15 protein-coding genes are annotated in these 20,484 nt (G+C 38.1%); 12 read left to right on the top strand and 3 right to left on the bottom strand.

All coding sequences use genetic code 11. The features are described 5' to 3' along the window. Positions 1-77: 77 nt before the first annotated feature. Positions 78-1,421 carry a sigma-54-dependent transcriptional regulator gene (locus JML65_RS10630; protein WP_202270849.1) on the bottom strand — a complete coding sequence of 448 codons (1,344 nt, stop codon included), beginning with the start codon at positions 1,419-1,421 and terminating at the stop codon, positions 78-80. A gap of 192 nt (positions 1,422-1,613) precedes the next feature. Between JML65_RS10630 and JML65_RS10625 the strand changes: the two genes are divergently transcribed. The 4 genes from JML65_RS10625 to JML65_RS10610 all read left to right on the top strand — a co-directional run bounded on the left by JML65_RS10625 (position 1,614) and on the right by JML65_RS10610 (position 7,467). Beyond that, positions 1,614-2,855, top strand: coding sequence for an efflux RND transporter periplasmic adaptor subunit (locus tag JML65_RS10625; RefSeq protein WP_047490709.1), 1,242 nt, complete (start codon positions 1,614-1,616; stop codon positions 2,853-2,855). 78 nt (positions 2,856-2,933) lie between these two features. Continuing rightward, complete coding sequence (locus JML65_RS10620; protein ID WP_084084783.1) at positions 2,934-3,656, top strand: ABC transporter ATP-binding protein; 723 nt, start codon at positions 2,934-2,936, stop codon at positions 3,654-3,656. 45 nt (positions 3,657-3,701) lie between these two features. Beyond that, complete coding sequence (locus JML65_RS10615; RefSeq protein WP_202270848.1) at positions 3,702-6,116, top strand: FtsX-like permease family protein; 2,415 nt, start codon at positions 3,702-3,704, stop codon at positions 6,114-6,116. A gap of 52 nt (positions 6,117-6,168) precedes the next feature. Next, positions 6,169-7,467 carry a TolC family protein gene (locus JML65_RS10610; protein WP_202270847.1) on the top strand — a complete coding sequence of 433 codons (1,299 nt, stop codon included), beginning with the start codon at positions 6,169-6,171 and terminating at the stop codon, positions 7,465-7,467. 144 nt (positions 7,468-7,611) lie between these two features. On the opposite strand, the gene JML65_RS10605 is transcribed toward JML65_RS10610, so the two are convergent. Together JML65_RS10605 and JML65_RS10600 are read right to left on the bottom strand one after the other, a co-directional pair. Continuing rightward, positions 7,612-8,430, bottom strand: coding sequence for a DUF4249 domain-containing protein (locus tag JML65_RS10605; RefSeq protein WP_047490698.1), 819 nt, complete (start codon positions 8,428-8,430; stop codon positions 7,612-7,614). Positions 8,431-8,433: 3 nt separating this feature from the next. After that, entirely contained in the window at positions 8,434-10,764 is a 2,331-nt protein-coding gene (locus JML65_RS10600) for a TonB-dependent receptor (RefSeq protein ID WP_202270846.1), read from the bottom strand. A gap of 310 nt (positions 10,765-11,074) precedes the next feature. Here JML65_RS10600 and JML65_RS10595 point away from each other — a divergent pair, with 310 nt between their 5' ends. The 8 genes from JML65_RS10595 to JML65_RS10560 all read left to right on the top strand — a co-directional run bounded on the left by JML65_RS10595 (position 11,075) and on the right by JML65_RS10560 (position 20,444). Beyond that, complete coding sequence (locus JML65_RS10595; RefSeq protein ID WP_202270845.1) at positions 11,075-12,883, top strand: serine hydrolase; 1,809 nt, start codon at positions 11,075-11,077, stop codon at positions 12,881-12,883. Positions 12,884-12,928: 45 nt separating this feature from the next. Next, on the top strand, positions 12,929-13,525 hold the full coding sequence (locus JML65_RS10590) for a TlpA family protein disulfide reductase (RefSeq protein WP_202270844.1): 597 nt from the start codon (positions 12,929-12,931) through the stop codon (positions 13,523-13,525). A gap of 100 nt (positions 13,526-13,625) precedes the next feature. Continuing rightward, positions 13,626-14,120, top strand: coding sequence for a hypothetical protein (locus JML65_RS10585; RefSeq protein ID WP_202270843.1), 495 nt, complete (start codon positions 13,626-13,628; stop codon positions 14,118-14,120). A gap of 52 nt (positions 14,121-14,172) precedes the next feature. After that, on the top strand, positions 14,173-14,883 hold the full coding sequence (locus JML65_RS10580; RefSeq protein WP_237390840.1) for an SMI1/KNR4 family protein: 711 nt from the start codon (positions 14,173-14,175) through the stop codon (positions 14,881-14,883). Beyond that, on the top strand, positions 14,877-15,440 hold the full coding sequence (locus JML65_RS10575; protein WP_202270841.1) for a Crp/Fnr family transcriptional regulator: 564 nt from the start codon (positions 14,877-14,879) through the stop codon (positions 15,438-15,440). The genes JML65_RS10580 and JML65_RS10575 overlap by 7 nt, the downstream gene beginning before the upstream one ends. 100 nt (positions 15,441-15,540) lie before the next feature. Continuing rightward, a complete protein-coding gene (locus tag JML65_RS10570; protein WP_202270840.1) occupies positions 15,541-15,930 on the top strand; it encodes a RidA family protein in 390 nt (129 codons plus the stop codon). An 89-nt stretch (positions 15,931-16,019) separates the two neighbouring features. Next, positions 16,020-16,808: an SDR family oxidoreductase gene (locus JML65_RS10565; protein WP_202270839.1), complete on the top strand. Its 789-nt coding sequence runs from the start codon at positions 16,020-16,022 to the stop codon at positions 16,806-16,808. Positions 16,809-16,958: 150 nt separating this feature from the next. Continuing rightward, a complete protein-coding gene (locus JML65_RS10560) occupies positions 16,959-20,444 on the top strand; it encodes a DUF2723 domain-containing protein (protein ID WP_202270838.1) in 3,486 nt (1,161 codons plus the stop codon). The last annotated feature ends 40 nt before the right edge of the window (positions 20,445-20,484 follow it).

The following is a 20,484-nucleotide window of genomic DNA, read 5'->3' as shown; positions in this document are numbered from 1 at the left end:
TTATTGATCATAAACTTGATGATACTTTTTAAACCTAATATGCCAAAAGTCTAATGTCTGATATCTATTATCTAAACTTACAATCCAAATTTCTCCATTCTTCTGTAGAGAGCCGCCCGTGAAAGGCCCAGGTCTTCTGCAGCTAAAGAAATATTTCCGGTATGTTTTTTCAATGCCTTTCTGATGAGGAGTTCCTCCATTTCTTCAATATTGAGATTGGTAATGGTGCTGTCATACTCTTCCAGTTGAGGCACCAATAACTGAAGCTTGTTGTCATTGGATAAAATAACACTTCTTTCCAGGCAATGATCCAGTTCCCGGATATTTCCCGGCCATGGAAAATGGGTGAGACCGATCAGCAAATCATCTGTAAGTTGAAGATTAGGCTTGTGATACTTTTGTTTATAACGATCAAGAAAGTAGAGGCCCAGCAATCCAATATCTTCCTGTCTGTCCCGCAAGGCCGGAATCTGAATTTCAACAGTATTGATTCTGTAATATAAATCCTGTCGGAAACGGTTCTCTGCAACGGCTTTTTTCAGGTTTTCATTGGTAGCAAAAATGAAGCGCACATCCAATACACGCTCCTTGGATTCTCCTAATCGGGATAGTTTTCTGTTTTGAATCAGACTTAACAATTTGGTCTGAAGCTGGAGTGGCAAGTTGCCGATTTCATCCAGAAAAACAGTGCCATTCTGGGCATTTTCAATTTTTCCTGCATAATCCTGATGGGCGTCTGTAAAGGCCCCTTTTTTATATCCAAAGAGTTCAGATTCAAAAAGATTTTCCGAAATACTTCCCAGGTCAATATGTACAAACGGCTGATTTTTCCTTTCTGACTGTTCGTGGATGGATTCTGCGAGGACATATTTTCCAGTTCCGTTTTCCCCTAATAGCAATACATTGGCATCGGTGGGAGCCACTTTTCTGATCTGCTCAAGAACGTCCTGCATTTTTGGGGAGTGGCTTTGCAGTTGATATTGAGTATTTTTCTGATGTACATTTTCCCATTGGCTGAGCTTTCTGTTTTTTCTTGAAATGTCTACTGCCAGGTTCACGGAGGCATACAGTTTTTCGTTATTCCACGGTTTCAGTATAAAATCTGAAGCTCCGTTTTTCAGAGCCTCTACAGCGAGTTCCACCTCTCCATAGGCAGTCATCAGAATAATAGGAAGCTGAGGTTCCAGTGTTTTAATTTCCTTCATCCAGTAAAGACCGTCCTGTCCGTTTTCAAAACCTTTTCTGAAATTCATATCCAATACTACGGCATCAACTTGATTCTCAGTCATAAATTTTAAAATTTCGGCCGGCTTACTGAGACAGCTTACTTCTGAAAAAAACTTTTTCAGCCAGACTCTTGCCGAGAACAGGATATCTTCATCGTCATCCACGATCAGAATATGAGCTTCTTTTTTACGCATAGTGGGGTACTTTATTAAAAACGGATTCTTTATGATTAAAAATGTTCATTTTCGTACAGAAAGTGTCCGATAATGAACAGTAACTTGTCTCTTATTACAAAGTCTGTTGCAGATTTTCAAGGACTTACAGATTTATAATTTTATGGCATCTGCCTTGTGTAATCTATTGTAATAAAATGAGTTATCTTTAATATGGATACGAAAATAGTAAAAAAGAAATCGAAATTAAAATTTGTTTTTGGCGGGCTGGCCATATTGGTGATGATAGGAGTCTGCAGTCTGTATTTTATCAGGCAGAAAAAAACATACAATGTTTCCGCTGAAGATATTCAGACTGATGCAGTTACCCAGGGGAAATTTGAAGATATGCTGATGGTAACGGCCCAAACCCAGTCACTCAATTCTTCATTAGTCAATGTTTTGGAAGGGGGAGTGGTGAAAGAAATTTTTGCAGAAGATGGGCAGATTGTCACAAAGGGCCAACCTATTGCGAGAGTATATAATCCCAATACGGAATTCAGTTATATGAATCAGGAAACAGGAATCATGCAACAGGTCAGCCAGATGAGGACTACACTTCTTGAACTGAAAAATCAAGAACTCGCCCAGGATAAAGAACTCTTACAAGCCCAGAATGATTATAATACGGCACTTCAGAGCTTTAATCTTCAGAAAAGACTCTATGATGCGGACATTGGAAAAAAAACAGATTATGACATCAGTGTGCAGAATCTGGCTTATCAGAAACAGAGGAAATCAATTATTGAAAAGGGTTTTTCTACAGAAAAGAGTTCAAGGAATACCCAAATGACAGCGGTCAATACATCAATGGGACAGATGGATAGAAGCCTTCAGGTTTTACGTTCCAATAAAAATAATTTTCTCATCATGGCTCCTGCTTCCGGAAGACTTTCATCATTTGCTATTTCATTGGGAGAAAACCTTATCAGTGGACGAAGTATCGGGAAGGTCGATTTGATGGACGGGTATAAGCTGGTGGCTAAAGTAGATGAATATTACATCAATAAACTGCAGAATGGCATTAAAGGAATGCTGGATAATAATGATCAACCCTATGAAGTGGTGATCACTAAAATACTGCCGGAAGTAAAAGACGGTCAGTTTCTCGTGGAACTGAATTTTACCGATAAAAAACCGGATAATCTGAAAATAGGGATGACCTTTGGATTGAAACTAAAGCTTTCAGCCGATACACAGAGTACAATGATCTCTAAGGGAAGCTTTTTCAAAGAAACAAATGGAAAGTGGATCTTTGTAGTGAAAGGAAATAAAGCTGAAAAAAGGACTATCAGTCTTGGAAGAGAGAATCCGCTGTATTATGAGGTGGTATCAGGATTGAAGCCCGGAGAAACCGTTATTACATCAGATTATTCAGATTTGAAAAAATATGAAATCCTTGATATTAAAAAGTAAAAAGATGAATATTTTTAACCTCCCGTTATCATCGCTTATAAAAAAATCTAATCAACAATAACAGCAAACATAATTATCATGATCAATATACATAATCTTTCAAAAATATACAGAGCAGAAGATGTACAGACGCATGCCTTAAACGAGGTAAGCCTGAGCATCAAAGAAGGTGAGTTCCTGGCCATTATGGGACCTTCCGGCTGTGGGAAATCTACTTTTTTAAATATTCTCGGTCTTTTAGACAGTGCCTCGGCAGGCTCATATCAATTTGAAGAAAGAGAAATGATAGGGCTTAGTGAAAGAAAGAAATCGGATGTCCGTAAAAAAAATATAGGTTTTATTTTTCAGAATTTTAACCTGATTGATGAGCTGACTGTCTATGAAAATATTGAGCTGCCTTTAATTTACAACGGAGTTTCTTCTGCGGAAAGAAAAAGAAAAGTAGAAGAAATTATGGAGAAAATCAATATTGCTCACCGCTCAAAACATTACCCACAGCAACTTTCCGGAGGACAGCAGCAAAGGGCAGCCGTAGCAAGAGCACTGGTTACAAAACCTAAACTGATCCTCGCTGATGAGCCCACCGGAAATCTGGACAGCTCCAACGGAAATGAGGTGATGAATCTTCTGGCAGAACTTCACAGAGAAGGATCTACCATTGTTATGGTCACTCACTCTTCATATGATGCAGGATTTGCTTCACGGATTATCAATATGAAAGACGGTGAAATCTTCAATGAGGAACATGCTTCCCAAAGAAAAGATGTTTTTGAAAAAGCAGATGCCGGAGCATTTGAATAAATCTGAAGTATTTCATCAAATATTATTAATTGTAATCCTATTATTATGCTGACCAACTGGCTCAAAATTGCCTTGATTAATTATAAAAAGAACAGACTGTCTACTTTTATCAATCTGTTTGGACTTACCATCGGACTCACCGGATTTATGCTGATCCTGATGCATTGGAACGATGAGGAATCTTATGAAAAATGGAATCCCAAAAAAGATCAGATCTTTGCTTTTCAAAGTTTATACAAAAAAGATAATTTCTACGGAAATAATATTTCTTATCCTTTGGCGTATGAGGCATTTAAAAAGATTTCGGAAACGGAAGACTATGTTATTTTCAACGGTTCAGACATAGGATTGAAAATGAGAACAAAATATACCACTGCTTTTCAGCAGGGTGGCTTTACCTCATCGGAAAATTTCTTTAATTTTTTTCCTTTTAAAATTATTTCAGGCCGGGCGAAAGATGCTTTAAAATCAGATGCTTCTATTGCTATTTCCAGACAGGCAGCTATGAAATTATTCGGAACCGTTAATGCGGCTGGTGAATCCATAAAAATTGATGATAAAGATTATATGGTTACCGCTGTATATGAGCTCCCTGAAGGGAATAGCCAGATCAAACCGGAATTCATTTTTAAACCTGTGGAACAGTTTAAAAATGATAAGGAAGAATGGAATAATTTCAACTACGGATGCTTTTTTATGCTTAAAAAAGGAGCAGATCCTTCGGTTTTTGAAAATAAATTTAAAGAAATTCTGGAACATAGAGCGGCTCGTTCTGCGAAAAAAGCGGGAATGAGTGCACAACAGTTTTTTGAAATGTATGGGCCCAACAGAGTATTTCTCGTTCCATTGGATCAGCTTAAACTTCATGCAAAAGCTTCATGGTTTGGAAATGGAGACTTCAGAACCATTATGATTCTGTTTTCCCTTTCTGTCCTGATTGTTATTTTATCAGCGATCAATTTTATCAATCTGAAAACGGCAGAAGCATCGCAAAGAGGAAAAGAAGTGGGAGTAAGAAAAGCAATTGGAGGGACAAAGCTTTCTCTAATGCTTCAGTTCTTTTTAGAGACATTTATTATATGTCTGCTGTCTTATTTCCTGTCTTTAGCCCTTACAGAGCTTTTACTTCCTTCTTTTAATAAATTTTTTAACAAGGAAATAGTGCTGAACGACTGGCATGTATATATGTATTCCTTAGCGATGGTCATGGCAGTTACCTTATTATCCGGGCTGGTTCCTGCTTTTTATCTTTCAAACTTTAAAGCAATTGAGACTCTCAAAGGTAATTTCTCCCGAAGCAAACACGGAATCTGGTTTAGAAACGGAATTCTTACGCTACAGCTCGTTATTTCCTCATTTTTTATCATTGGAGGTCTGATTGTACACAGTCAGGTAAAGCATATGATGAACAAAGACCTTGGATTTAATGGAAAACAGATCATGATGATTTACTGCAATGAACTTACTCCTAAATCATGGTTAAAATATGAACGTCTTAAAAATGAACTCTCGAAAATTAACGGGGTAGAGGCCGTTTCCTATGGAGAAGCTGTTGCTGGGAGCGGACGGCGAAGCAGCTCAAATATCGATTTTGAGCACCAAAGTATTGATGCCGAAACTGGTTCAATGGATTATAATTATCTTCAGTTTCTGGATGTTAAATTACTAAAAGGACGCTGGCTGGATCCTAACCTGGCTTCCGATACGATGAATACTATTATTGTCAATGAGGCATTTGTTAAAAAGTTTGGCTGGACAGATGAACAGGCTTTTCAGCGTGAACTCCATCCGGGGTTTGATGAAGGAAAGAAATATAAGATAGTAGGAATTGTGAAAGATTTTAATCTTAGAAGCCTTAAATTTAAGATAGAACCTATCATGTTTTTTCATTACAAACAATCTCCCTGGAAGAGATTTAATGTATACAATATTCAGGTGAAAATAAAACCGGATGATATTGAAGGAACGGTAGCAAGGGTCAAAAAATTCTGGCAGACTTCAGCAGAACCGGGCTATCCTTTTGATTATTATTTTATCAATCAGAGATTTGCAAAAACTTTTGAAGACTATCAAAAGCAGCAGACCTTATTGACTATTCTGAATGCTATGGTATTAATGGTGGCTTTACTGGGGCTCTTTGCACTTTCCTCTTTGATGATAGAGCAGAAATTGAAAGATGTGGCGATTCGGAAAACATTGGGTGCTTCAGATTATGTTCTGGTTTTCGGACTGACCCGTCAGTTCCTTTGGATTGCTGTCATTGCTGTTTTGATCAGTATTCCGATCTGTTATTTTCTGATGAACGAATGGTTGAAAGATTTTGCCTATAGAATAGATATGCCGGTGTGGCCGTTTGTTGTCAGTTTCCTGGTTTTATTGGGGTTAACATTTGCTGTCGTAAGTATCAAAGCTTATAAAGCCACAAAAGTAGATCTCATCAAATACCTGAAGTATGAGTAACTGAGTTCATCGATCATCTTATTTTCTTAATTATTTAAATCAGAACATCCTCATGAAAAATATAATTTTCCTGTTTTTTGTTGGCCTTTATCCGGCTCAGCAAACATGGAACCTGCAACAATGTCTCGACTATGCTACAGCTCATCATCCGCTGGTTAAACAGGCCACAGTGAATGTTGCCAAAAATGATAAGCTGATTACAGGATCAAAAGGTATGCTGCTGCCTTCTGTAGAAGCAGGGGTGAGGCATACTTATAGTTTTGGTTCTTCCATTAACCAATCGAGTAATCAGCGGGAAGCTCTCAATACACAATATGATCAGTTTACGGCTCAGGCAGACTGGAGTCTTTTCAACTGGAAAAATATTCTGGATATATCTTTGTCTACATTGAATAAAGAAACCAGTGCTTACAGGCTTAAGCTGGCACAGAATAAAGTAAAACTAAATGTTATTCAAATGTTTTTTGCCTACCAGAATGGGAAAAGCTGGCTGGAAGTCCTGGAAACCCAGATATCCGGAATGCAGGATCAGATTAAGCGTACTGAAAAAGAAGTGGAAATTGGAAACAGACCCAAAAGTGATGTATATGATATCAAAGCGAATCTGGGAACTTTACAGGAGCAATGGGTATCTGCGAAAAATCAACGGGATCAGTCAAAAATTAACCTGCTTAATGCATTGGCTTTTACTCAGGATTCTTTGGAATTTGTGATGGCAGAGGAAACTCTGTCTTCAGAAGCCGAGTTTCGGGATCCGGATTTTACAAAAAAATTGTTAGAGAAAAATCCTGCCTATCAATCCGTAATAGCAGAGATTAAAGCACAGGAAAAGAAAGAGGATATAGCAAGAGCAGGGTATTTGCCAACTTTAAATGCAAGTTACAGCTGGTCTACTTTTTATAATAAAGTGCTGGGAAAGGATGATAACTCCAACATCCGTTTCTCCGATCAGTTTTCTCAAAACAAAAACCAAACTGTACTTTTAGGACTCACTATTCCCATTTTTAATAAGCTACAGGTAAAAACCAATGTGGAAACAGCCAAACTGGATATCATCAATTCCAAATATGATAAAGAGCTAATCATCAATGACCTGACTCAGAATATTAATTCGATTAAAGCACAGTTTTTGAATGCTCAGGAGAAATATAACCTGCTGGACACCAATTTTGAAAACCAAAAACTGTCTTTTCAGAAATCTGAAGAAAAATATAAAGAAGGGTTAATGGATGCCTATACTTTTTTTGTTGTCCGCAACGGATGGCTTCAGGCTAACTATAATCTTATCAGCAGTAAAAATGATGTAATCCAGCAGACAGAACTGCTAAAGGTACTGGAATCAGGTTTTTAAATTCAGAATATTCGTACATTTTCAAAAAAGCAGTCTTCAAAATGATGAAGGCTGCTTTTATGTTGAATATATTCTCAGAATATGATTTTCCTGCTTACTAAGCATGAATAAGATATTCCAAAATCCTGAAAGATTCTTTTTTATTTAGGGTGTGGTCACTTCCTGGATCACAAAATTCTGCTCACTCTGTGTATGGGCAGAAAAGTAGCCTAAAGCTCCATTGCTGATATTACTTGGAGGGTTAGCAGGCGTTACACTGCCGCCATTACCGTTGGAAATCTGAAGAAGGGCACTGTAATAGGTGAATACATTGGTGTCAATACTTTGCATTTCTACGTGAATGGTATCTCCCACAACCACTTTATGATCTCTGCCGTCATTATCATCATTCGGAAGGATGATCGGACGCTGATTGGCAAGCCCGTTATTTACATTGTCTGAAAAGACATCCATGTATTTTTTTGTTAAATTATTGATGGTAAAGCTGAAAAGATAACGGTTACCTAATGCAATAGGATCTGTAAAAATAGGTAAAAGGGTATAGCTTTTTTCGTCTCCGAAAGAAAATGAGTCCTGTGACAGACCTTCAAAATCCACGGCTTCAGGCATTGTACTTTGAGCGGTATACTGCTTTCCTTCCGCCTGTACATTCAGGGTATAGGTTCTGCCGGATACTCCTACAAAATTGGTAGTCTGGTATTTTCCCTGACCTATATACTGTAAAACTTCCGTTTGACCGGCATTATCGGTTAAAGTAACCTGTGCACCCGTCACGGCAGGATATTGATTAGGCTGTGAAACTCCCACAGATTTCGTTATTTTCACGATATAAGGCCCGGCCTGATCGGTAACATTCCCTTCAATGACGATATTTCCACTTTGATCGGCAAGATCCAGATCGATCTCTTTCTCACAAGATGTTAAAGCAAACAGGGATAATATGATAAAAAATGTATTTTTCATGATTTAAAATTTGAAATTGTAAGTGATGTTAGGTACCCAACGGAATAGAGAAGTCTGCATAGCACGTGTTGTTCCCGGATTATTTGGGTTGTCTTCAAAGGTAATCGTATAGGCATTTTCACGACCATACAGATTATAAATACCAAAAGTCCATGAACCCTTGAAGCGTTTATTAGAGCTTGGCTCATAGGTAGCACTCAAGTCCATTCTGTGATAAGCCGGCATTCTGTCTGCATTTCTGTTGCTGTACTGGAAGATCGTTTGTCCGTTCAGCTCATACTTTCCGGTAGGGAAGGTCACTGCATTTCCGGTACTGTATAGGAAAAGACCGGACATGGACCATTTTTCATTAAACTGATACGTGGCAACTACGGATAGATCATGCGTTTTATCCATTCTGGCATTATACCATTCATTATTATTGATCCCGTTTATTTTTCTTTCAGTTTTGGATAAGGTATAAGAAATCCATCCGGTAAGCTTTCCGCTTTTCTTTTTAGCAATAAGCTCAAGACCGTAGGCTCTTCCTTTTCCGAACAGCAATTCATTTTCTACATCTGATCCTGTATCAAACCCAATCTGAGCTCCATTTTTGAAATCGATCTGATTTTGCATGGATTTGTAATAGACTTCAGCATTGATTTCATAATTATTGTTTTTGAAATTCCTGCTGTAGCCTGCACTGATCTGATCTGCAATTTCCGGTTTTACCGTATAGCTGCTTCCAATCCATTGGTCTGTAGGATTTCCGCTGTTGCTGTTACTTAAAAGGTGTAGATTTTGAGTATTACGGGAATAGCCTCCTTTCACACTGCTGACTTCATTGATACGGTAATTAGCGGTAATACGGGGTTCAGGATTTACATAGGTTTTCCCAAATTTCCCTTTTTCTAAAAACCTGCTTTCTGTAAGATTTCCGTTTTCATACGTGTTGAAAGTATCACCTCCCAATACACTAAATAGGGAAAGTCTTACGCCATAATTAATGGTAAGCTTCTCTGTAGCTTTAAAATCATCATTGATATACAGGGCGTTTTCCCATGAATATCTTGGATTTCTTGGGAAGCTGCTCACACTCGTCCCTGAAGCACTGCTTGGGGTAAGGGTATGATAAATAGACTGAAGACCAAAACGTACAGAATGCTTATTTCCTGCAAACCAGGTGAAATCCTGCTTAAGATTCCAGTCCTGTATCTTAGAATTCAAATCAAATACATTATCGTTGCTCTTCAGACTGATTTTATAGTCATAATTGCTGTAGATGAAGGATGTATTTGAAAATAATTTACTGTTGATAATACTGTTCCAGCGTAGTGTGGCTGTTGTATTTCCCCAATCTGTAGAGAATGTATTTCCTAATCCAAGAACATCTCTTCCAAAATAGGCGGATAGATAAAGGCGGTTATTTTCATTGAGCTGATAATTGGCCTTTAAGTTAAGGTCATAAAAATATAACTTATTGTCCTTGTAGTCTTTATTGGCCTTAAGGAATAAATCGGCATAGGTTCTTCTTCCGGAAACAATGAATGATGATTTCTCTTTCTGAATAGGACCTTCTACGCTCAGTCTGCTGCTGATCAGCCCGATTCCTCCGTTGACGTTATAATCCTGGTTATTTCCGTCCTTCATCTTGACATCCAATACGGAAGACAGACGTCCCCCATATTGAGCAGGGCTGTTTCCTTTGATAATACTGGCATCTTTCAGGGCATCACTGTTGAAGGTACTGAAAAATCCAAGTAAATGAGAGGCATTATAAACCGGAGCTTCATCCAGTAAAATAAGATTCTGGTCGGTAGCACCACCTCTTACACTGAATCCACTGCTTCCTTCACCGTTACTTTTGATCCCCGGTAAAAGCTGTATGGTTTTCATAACGTCTTTTTCACCAAATAAAACCGGTAGTTTTTCAATGTTTTTGATGCTCAGGGTCTCAGTTCCCATTTGGGCTGTGGAAAGATTTTTATCTTTTTTTATACCCGTTATCACTACTTCATCAATCGATTTTGAGATGGCTTCCTGCTGGATAAGAGGAAGATCAAGCTTTATATTCTGATCTACTTTGATCTGTTGTTCAAAATCTTTATATCCCGAATTGGAAATAATGATTGTATAGTTGCCTTCCGGTAAGGAGAGAGAATAGAAGCCATATTCGTTGGCAACAACGTTAATCGAAGGATCTTCACTTACTTTTACGGTTACTCCAATCAGTAATTCGCCATTTTTTTTGTCTTTAACCGTTCCACTTACGGAATAGGTTTGCTGGGCGATTACAAAGGTGCTGAAACAGAGCGCAGCGGTGGCTGCGGTAATCTTTAAAAAGGATGTTTGCATTAGTTTTGTTTAAAAAGAAGTAGATCTTTTTTCTATATTAAAATAGTTTATTGATGTAAGATTAGTTGAAGAGACTGAGGATTAGTTACACAAAAACTTGTTATTGAATAAATTAATTCCTTAACCGACTCTTTTTTATTAAAAAATTAGCCGGAAACTCCGCTGGCAAAGATAATGGAACTTATGCAAAACATAGTACACTAAAGGGGTTATTATTTTTTTAATTTTCAGGTACTAAGTGGCAATATCAAAAATACATTGGATTTAGTATTGCTAAAGTTATATTTTTGATGAACCAAACTTCAGTACCATGAACGTTAAAATGTCTTTTTATATTGCATTCGCTTTCGGAATAATAGGAAATTCTACTTTTGCCCAGGTAAAACCTGAATTGAGCAAAGAAATTTCCAGTGTTGAGTCAGGATTAATGCCTGTCATTCGTTTTGAGGGCAAGCCACTCTGGACACTGGAATCCCGAATGAAACATTATAATGTTCCGGGAGTAAGCATTGCTGTTATCAAAAACTCCAAAGTGATCTGGAGCAAAACATATGGTCTGGCAGATGTAGAATCTAAGACTCCAGTGAATTCCAAAACTTTGTTTCAGGCAGCTTCTATGAGTAAACCTGTAAGTGTTTATGCTGCCTTAAAGGAAGTGGAAGCTGGAAAAATTAATCTGGATGCTGATGTAAACACCTACCTGACTTCCTGGAAGATTCCGGAAAATAAATTTACAAAAGAAAAAAAAGTCAGTCTCAAAAATATTGTAAGCCATACTGCAGGTTTTACTGTGAGTGGATTCCCCGGATATGAAGCGGGCACGCCTATTCCAACACTGATCCAGATTTTAAAGGGAGAAAGCCCGTCTAATACTTCTGCTATTGTAGTGGATAAACTTCCCGGAACACCTTTCCGCTATGCTGGTGGTGGATATTGTGTGATGCAGCAAATGCTTATAGACATTAAAGGAAAAGACTTTCCCACCATTATAAAAGAAAATGTGCTTTTGCCTTTGGATATGAAAAACAGTACTTTCAGTCAGCCGTTACCTGAAAATCATGCTCAGTGGGCAGCTACAGCTTATACTATGGATGGCCAAAGAGTGAAGGGAAAGTATCATATTTATCCTGAAATGGCCGCCGCAGGTTTGTGGACTACCGCTGAAGATCTGGCCAAGTTTGTAATTGATATTCAGAATACCCTAAATAATAAAAGCCATATTGTTGTTTCTCAGAAAACGGCGCAGGAATTTACGAGTCCTTTCATTGATAAATTTGAAGGATTAGGAATTTTCCTTGAGAATAAAAGTGGAGAGGCCTACTTCAACCACGGGGGATGGAATGAAGGATTTTCTAGCAGGTTTATAGGAAGTAAAACCAGTGGGGATGGCGTTGTCATTTTAACCAATACCAATAAACCCGATTTTATAGAAGAATTGGTCCGTTCAGTAGCATCTGTGTATCAATGGCCAAATTATCTTCCCCCTGTTTATAAAGCTTTACCTCTAACCGAGCAGGACTTTAATAAAAGTATCGGACGTTACCAATTTGACAAGTATGGTCTTTACAGGATCTATCGTGAAAACGGAAAGTTACTGTTGAATATTAATGATTTGGAAACCCCAATGGAACTCATTAAAGTGGGAGAGAATACCTATGTCATGCAGAATTGGGATTTCACGTCAGAATTTGTAAAAAATGCTTCAACCGGGAAACTCGAACTTGTACAAGTATTACAGGATAAAACGGTACGCTCAAAAAATCCACAAATGGGCAGTGATGAAAAGACACCGTTAGAACTGGTTATGGAAGGGAGTTTTGATAAAGGATTACAAGCCTATAAAAATGCCAAAATCAAAGACCGTGATCATTATTTTCTTTCCGAAGACTATTTGAATAATACCGGTTATGCATTGCTCAGCAAAAAATATTTGACAAAAGCAATTGATTTTTTCCGTGTGAATGCTATATTGTATCCTAACAGTCAAAATGTATATGACAGTTTAGGAGAAGCTTATGTGAAAGCCGGTCAAAAAGATAAGGCCAAACAGACCTATCTGAAACTGTTGGAAATAAGCCCTAAAAATGAAAAGGCGGTTAAGGTTTTAAAAACATTATAACATAGAAATGCTTTTCAAAGGATTTTTATTGGAGAAATAAGAAATATGGAAGACATAAAAAAATGGATTAAAAAGAATGGGTCTACTGCTTTTTTTGCAGTCCTGCTGGTTGTTTTATTAGTGAGCCCGGATGCAAAAGCCTGGTTAATGAGGCAAGTGGCCTCTACAGGCCTTCTTAATTCCAGCATATCGGAATCTAAAGAGATGAATTCATCCACTCCTTTGTATGCCGGTTTTATGCTGAAAAACGAAGACGGAACGGCAATTAATACTGCTGACCTAAAAGGAAAGGTGATCTTTATTAACTTTTGGGCCTCATGGTGTCCTCCCTGCAGGGCAGAATTTCCTTCTATTCAGGAATTCTATGAAAAGTACAGGAATCATCCGGATATGGTATTTTTAACGGTAAATCTTGATGACAATCCTGAGCTTGGCAAAGCCTATCTAAAACAGAAGAATTTTACAATCCCTTTTATAACTTCTGCAGGAGCTATTCCAAAGGACTTATATAGTGGTTCGTTACCAACTACAGTTGTACTGGATAAAAAAGGGGAAATCCGTCTTCATCATCAGGGACTGGCAGATTACAGTAAAGATTCATTTTATGCCCAAATTGATGAACTGTTAAACCAGAAGAGGTGATGGTGGGAGATTATTTATAGAGCCAAGAGTCAAGAGCCAAGAACCAAGAACCAAGAACCAAGAATAAAAGTAGAGCAAAGAAAAAAAAATTAGGAGGGCTATGATGACGTTTAAAATACTGACGATTGAAGAGATAGAAACTGAGATCCTGAAAGGGAGAAAGGATTTGCAAAACTTTCCGAAGACTGTAGCGTTTTCTTTTTCTGAACGGTACAAAAATCTGGTGACTTCTATGAAAACAACAGAGATTTCTTCAGAAACAATTCTATATAATGCTGTTGAAGCAATCAATGAAAATAAAGAATTTGAACTGACCGATTATTGGTGCTTTGCCGGAAACGGGCAGGGTGACCGGTGGTTTATGAATGAAAATACCGAAGTCTTCTTTTATGATCATGATTATGATGAGAGCCTTGTTCCTATGCACATCCGTTTTGAAAACTGGCTGCAGATGGCGTTTGTCATCCGGCAGTTGGATAGGTATTTTGAAGAACATGAAAGTATCCCGAAGGTAGTAAAACAGACATTTTATGAAGCATTGAATAATATCCATCCGGAATTAAGCGAAAATTATCCGTTTACCCTATCAATATAACGATAAGAAGTGCTGTAATCCATTAATTTTAATAATTGAAATCACAATGAATATGACCACAGAATTAGAAGAAACCTATGATTTTCAATATCCTGAAATCTATAAGCAGCTTGCCGAAAACAAGATGCTGGATTGGGGTGAAACCGGACCGGATTGGTATCTTACGGTTTTTCCTCAACTAAAAAAGAATCCTCCGCTATTGCTATTTGGATATGATATTGAGATCTGGGACGATCCCCAGTTGGTGAGAGCTTCCATTGAAGAAATGTCGGATGAGGAGGATTATAGAAATATTCATCCGGATTATCAGTTTGTTCCGTTTGCTAAAACTGGAGCAGGAGACTTGTATGCTTTTCAGTTTGACCTGCAGAATAATGGTGAAATTCCCATTACACTGATTCCTCATGATGACGAAGAGGCAGAAGTATTGGCCGGAAATTTACAGGATTTCATTTTTCGCCAATTACTGGAAGCAGTAACGGAAATAGATGAAGATGCTATGTTTTATGAAGATGATGAGGAGGATCTGAAACAGAATTTATATCATCAGCTGAAGACCCACGAACCCTATTTAAAGCCGTCGCAGGTTGCCATTCTAAAGAATATTTATCAGCGGGATATTTTTGAATATACGTATAAAGTTCCTAATGGGCGCACATTTGAGGCAGAAGGGCTGGTGACGTTTGATGAGGTTGCTGAAATTATAAATAAAGAAATTGCTTTTGACCAGTTAAATAAGAAGTTCAATTATACAAAATGCTAGAGCAGCTAAGAATCCATATTGAAAAAATCGTTCCGCTTACCGACGAAGAATTCGGAATAGTATCTTCTCTCTTCTCTTTTAGAAAATATAAAAAACATCAGTTTTTAGTACAGGAAGGGGAAGCGGTAGCCTGCCATTATTTTGTGTTAAAAGGCTTACTGAAACTGGTGCATACCGATGAATCAGGAAAGGAGCATATTGTAGGATTTGCCATGGAAGATTGGTGGGAAACAGATTTTCAGGCGTATTATACACAAACCAAGGCCACCATGTCTCTGCAGTGTGTGGAAGCCACTGAAGTCTTGTGCCTGAGTTTGCCGGATTACAGAAAGCTATGTACCGAGCTACCCAAGCTGGAGCATTTTTTCCTGGAAAAAGCATATATGGGTTTCATTGCGGCACAACAACGGATTATTTCTACGATGACCACTGAGATAAAAGACCGCTACAAGCAACTGCTTGAAAAGTATCCGACACTCGTCCAACGTGTCCCAAAATCTCTTCTTGCAGCCTATTTAGGAGTTTCCAGAGAAACCTTAAGCAGGTTACCGATCTAAAATTGTGATTTCCCTCACTTCATAATCGTGATCGCGATCACAGAATTGTAAAGCCTCTATTCTTCAATTTTGCAAAGTAACCTTTAATAAATTGAATACAATGGAAAAAAGAACAGTAAACCCGTGGAAGTGGCAGGATGAAAGAAGTTATTCCCAGGCGGTTGAGGTGAAAAATGCCACAAGTACATTATACTGCTCCGGGCAGGCGGCTATTGATCCTGACGGAACCTCAAGTGATAAAGACATGAAATCCCAGCTGGTGCAGGCTATCGCAAATTTAGAAGAAGTTATAACCATAGCAGGGTATGAATGTAAGGGCATTGTCAGGTTAAACATATATACCACTTCTACACAAGAGCTTTGGCCATATTTTCCGATCCTTCAGGAGTGGATTGCAAAACACCAGATCGAACAGGCTGTTACGATGCTGGAAGTAAACGGGCTATTCGAAACATTGAAAGTAGAACTGGAAGCCACTGTGGTGAAATAATGATCGACCGCAGAATAAGAAACCTTCAAACAGATTTTGAAGGTTTTTTCTTACATTTATATGAATCAATATAATTCAGCAAAGAGCTTATGAATATTCAACTTTTTTCAAAAAATGCTCTGGTAGGAGCAGCAACGCAGGGAATAGGAGCCGGAATTGCCATAGAGCTGGCAAAATGCGGAGCCAATGTCACGGTAATGTCCCGTAATGAGGATAAACTTAAAGACTTTGTTTCTTTGTTACCAATCGTGAATGCAGATCAGAAACACGAATATCTGGTTGCCGATTTTTCTGACTTTGAGAGCTATAAGAAAACGATAACAGGCTATTTCAGCAATCATTCCATAGATATTCTGGTCAATAATACCAATGGTCCTGAACCGGGGTTGGCCCTGGACAAAAATGCAGAAGATTATCAAAAAGCATTTGATCTGCTCTTTAAAACAGTCTGTGAAACCACTTTATTGGCTTTACCTCATATGATTCAGCAGAAAAAAGGCCGTATCATCAATGTTTCTTCATTATCAGTGAAAGAGCCCATTAATAACCTTGCGCTTTCCAACTCCATCCGTTCAGCAGTAATCGCCTGGGCCAAGACATTATCGAATGAAATAGCCCAGCATAATGTTACTGTAAACAATGTTCTCACCGGATATTTTGATACGGAAAGAATCCAGAATCTTATTAATCATGAAGCACAGCAAACAGGAGCTTCCACTGAAGAAATAAAAAAAGCCAGAGAAAATAAGATTCCAATGAAAAGATTAGGAAAACCGGAAGAATATGGTCACCTGGTGGCTTTTCTGGCATCAGAATATTCAGCCTATCTCACCGGAACCAGTATTGCTTTGGATGGAGGATTGAATAATACGTATTAAAGCAAGAATTTTCTTATAAAAATATAAACCTTTAGCCTTCTGATCTGAAGGCTTTTTGTATAAATAGGCTCTGAAAAATGTAATATTTTCACAATACTGTGTAATACTTTCCTTTTCCTGGTTGTCTTACTGATTATTGGAGAATATTATATGAAAAATTGGTCTTTTAAAAAATGGAACACCGTGCTCGGATGGTTCCTTTTCGGTATTGCCTTACTTACCTATCTCTCAACGATAGAACATTATTTGAGTTTCTGGGACTGTGGAGAGTATATTTCATCAGCCGTAAAACTCGAAGTCACCCATGCCCCGGGAGCGGCTTTATTTCAGATTATGGGGGCGGTAGCCAGTATTTTTGCACTGGGGAACGAACAGAATTATGCTATTGTGATCAATGCGATGTCTGCATTGTTCAGTGCATTTACTATTTTATTTTTATTCTGGACAATCACCCATTTTTTAAGGAGACTTTTACATAAAGATGTTGAAGAAATGACCATAAAACAGCAATTTTCTATTCTGTTTGCCGGAGTGGTTGGGACTTTATGTTTTACTTTCTCAGATACCTTTTGGTTTTCGGCAGTAGAGGGAGAAGTATATTCGATGGCTTTACTGTTTATAGCGCTTTTGGTGTGGCTGATCACGAAATGGGAGAATGAGTATCAAGCAGCGGACAGTGAGCGATGGATTATTCTTATCTTCTTTATTTTAGGACTTTCTGTTGGGGTACACATGATGTGTATGCTGGCGGTTCCTGCCGTATGCCTTGTATATTATGCAAGAAATTATACGTTTACCTGGAAAAGTTTTATTCTGGCTAATTTTATAACACTGGTGATCCTGGCGTTGGTATTTAAGATTATTTTCCCTTTGATCATGACGATGTTCGGAAGACTGGAGATTTTCTTCGTGAATGGCCTGGGGCTACCTTTCCACTCCGGAACTATTGTCGCATTTATACTGATGGTAGCGGTTTCGTATATGCTGATACAATATGCGAGGAAGACTAAAAAGAAAATATATCAAACCATCGTTTTATCCTTGGTATACATGATTATTGGGTTTTCATGTTGGATGGTCATCCCGATCAGGGCAAATGCCAATCCACCGATGAACCTTAATGACCCTGATACAGCTATTGGCATGAGAGATTATTATAACAGGGTACAGTATGGTGACTGGCCAACAACTTATGGACAAAATTATACCGCATTCCTTGATGCAAAAGGGATAGAGAAAAATGAAGACGGAAGTTATAAAACAGAGAAAACAGGAGATATTTACGAAAAAGACGAAAAAACCGGAACCTATAGAAAAACAGGGGAAAGATTCAATTATGTGTTCAGTAAATCCCATATAAGCTTTATGCCCAGAATGTTCAGTGAAGATAAAGAGGTAGCGGCCAACTATATTGCGCTGTATGGAGCTCCGGATTTCACCTTTAACTACGACAATGAGGATGTTGCAGACAACCCACAGGCTAAGCAGATCTTCGATGAAATGAGAACAAAATATGAAGACAAATCAATTACTGCGGCAGATTATTTAAAGGTAAAACCATATGACCTGATCAAGGTTCAGAGACCTTCTTTCGCCCAGAATATGGATTACTTCATCTCTTTCCAGAATGGATATTACTTTGTAAGATACCTGATGTGGAACTTCGTGGGAAGGCAGAATGATCTTCAGGGACATATGGAAAATACCCAGGGAAACTGGATCTCAGGCTTTTCTTTTATCGATAATGCACTACTTGGAAATCAGGATTCAATGCCTGCTAATTTTAAAAATGAAAGTACCGTAGCCTTTTTCTTCCTCCCATTGATTTTAGGATTGATCGGATTCTTTTTCCAGTTGAACAGAGACTTCGGAAGATTCTATGCCTTATTATCATTATTTATTCTGACCAGTGTTGGAATTGTTTTCTATACAGGAGTAAAGCCTTTTGAAGTAAGAGAAAGAGATTATGCCATGGTAGGTTCATTCTATGCTTTCGCCATCTGGATAGGATTGGGAGCCGGAGCTATTCTATGGTTCTTACAATCCAAAATAAAATCTAACGGAGCCAATATAGTATTAGGAGTTGTTTTATTGGGAATACCTTTTATGATGGGTTTCCAGAACTATACATCACATGACCGAAGCCGGAAATCTGCGGCATATGATTATGCTTATTCATTCCTAAGATCGTTACCAAAAGAGGATATTATTTTTATTTATGGTGATAATGATACTTTTCCGGTTTGGGCGATTCAGGAAACAGAAAGGTTCCGGGATGATGTAAAAACAGTAAATTTTACACTACTGGCTACTCCCTGGAGTATAGATCAGGTAAAAAGAAAAACCTACAATGCAAAGGGAATTCCAAGCCAATTAACACATGAAGATTATAGAGATGGAGTCAATGAGCAGGTCTATATGATGAAGAAAGAAGATTGGGAAGGAGTTTTCTCTATGTTGAAAGAACAGGGAGCTCCGGAAACAGAATTCCAGTCATTCAGAAAGTACCTTACGCAGGATTCTTTAACACTGAAGCAGGCTATTGATTTTATTAAGTTCAAATCTCCTGAAAAAGACCAGCTTTTAAAAATGTATTTTGGAGAGGAGAAATATGAGAAATTCAATATTCTTCCGGTTAACAAATTTATCCTTCCCGTCAATAAAGAAAATGCTGTGAAAGCAGGAATCATTAACCCGGAAGACCTTCCCAATGCTGTCAGTCAGATTATGATTACCTATAAAGGAAATACACTATATAAAAATAACCTGATGATGATGGATCTATTGGCAAATTTCGACTGGAAACGTCCGATTAACTTCTCTTCAGGAGGAATCTATGACAGTGAGAATATTTTCTACCTTGATGAATATCTTCAGTTTGACGGATTCAGTTACAGACTAATACCCATCCATACCCCTCAGCATCCTGATGGAGATAAAGGAAGGGTAGATCCCAATTCTCTTTATCAGGTAGTGAAAAACTTCAGATGGGGAAATTTTAAAGATCTGAGTATCTATTATGATGAAACAGCCACATCCAATATCATCGGCTACAGGATGTCTGTAAGCAGAGCGGTTTCTGCATTGGTACTGAACAATCAGAAGGCTAAAGCCGTTGAGCTTTTAGAGCTTGCAGCCAAAGAAATTCCTGCAGAAAAATACAATGATCCCCGTTCCCTAAGTTCAATTGTATCAGGATACATTATTGCAGGTCAGGAACAGAAAGGATTACAGCTTGCGGAAAATCTTAAGAATGAAATTTTCAAAGAATATGATTATTACCTGAATCTTTCCCCTTCATTCCAGAGGGCGGCACGGAAACAGATGAGGACAAAACCTATGGAATATGCTCTTGTAGTTTCTGCTGTTACAGAGGCTTATAAAACACTTGATCAGAAAGAAAAAGCCTATGCTTACCTCTTGCAATCTGTTGAACCGATCGATAAGAAGTTCAATACTTTTGCCAGCGGACTTCAGAAGATGGGGAAAGAGAAGGCAGTGAAAGAATCGGAAAATGTACAAAGGATTACCCCTTTTTATCAGTATTTATTCGATATTATGGAACCTTTTGATTCTACGTACGCCAAGAAGAAAGAAAATCAGATTACCACAGCAATAATGAAAGCGACTCAATAATCTACTGCTTACAAAAATAGAAAAGTCTCCGAATACAGGT

The organism is Chryseobacterium sp. KMC2, from assembly GCF_016756935.1.
GTDB lineage: Bacteria > Bacteroidota > Bacteroidia > Flavobacteriales > Weeksellaceae > Chryseobacterium > Chryseobacterium rhizosphaerae.
This window is presented reverse-complemented; position numbering and strand designations above follow the sequence as displayed.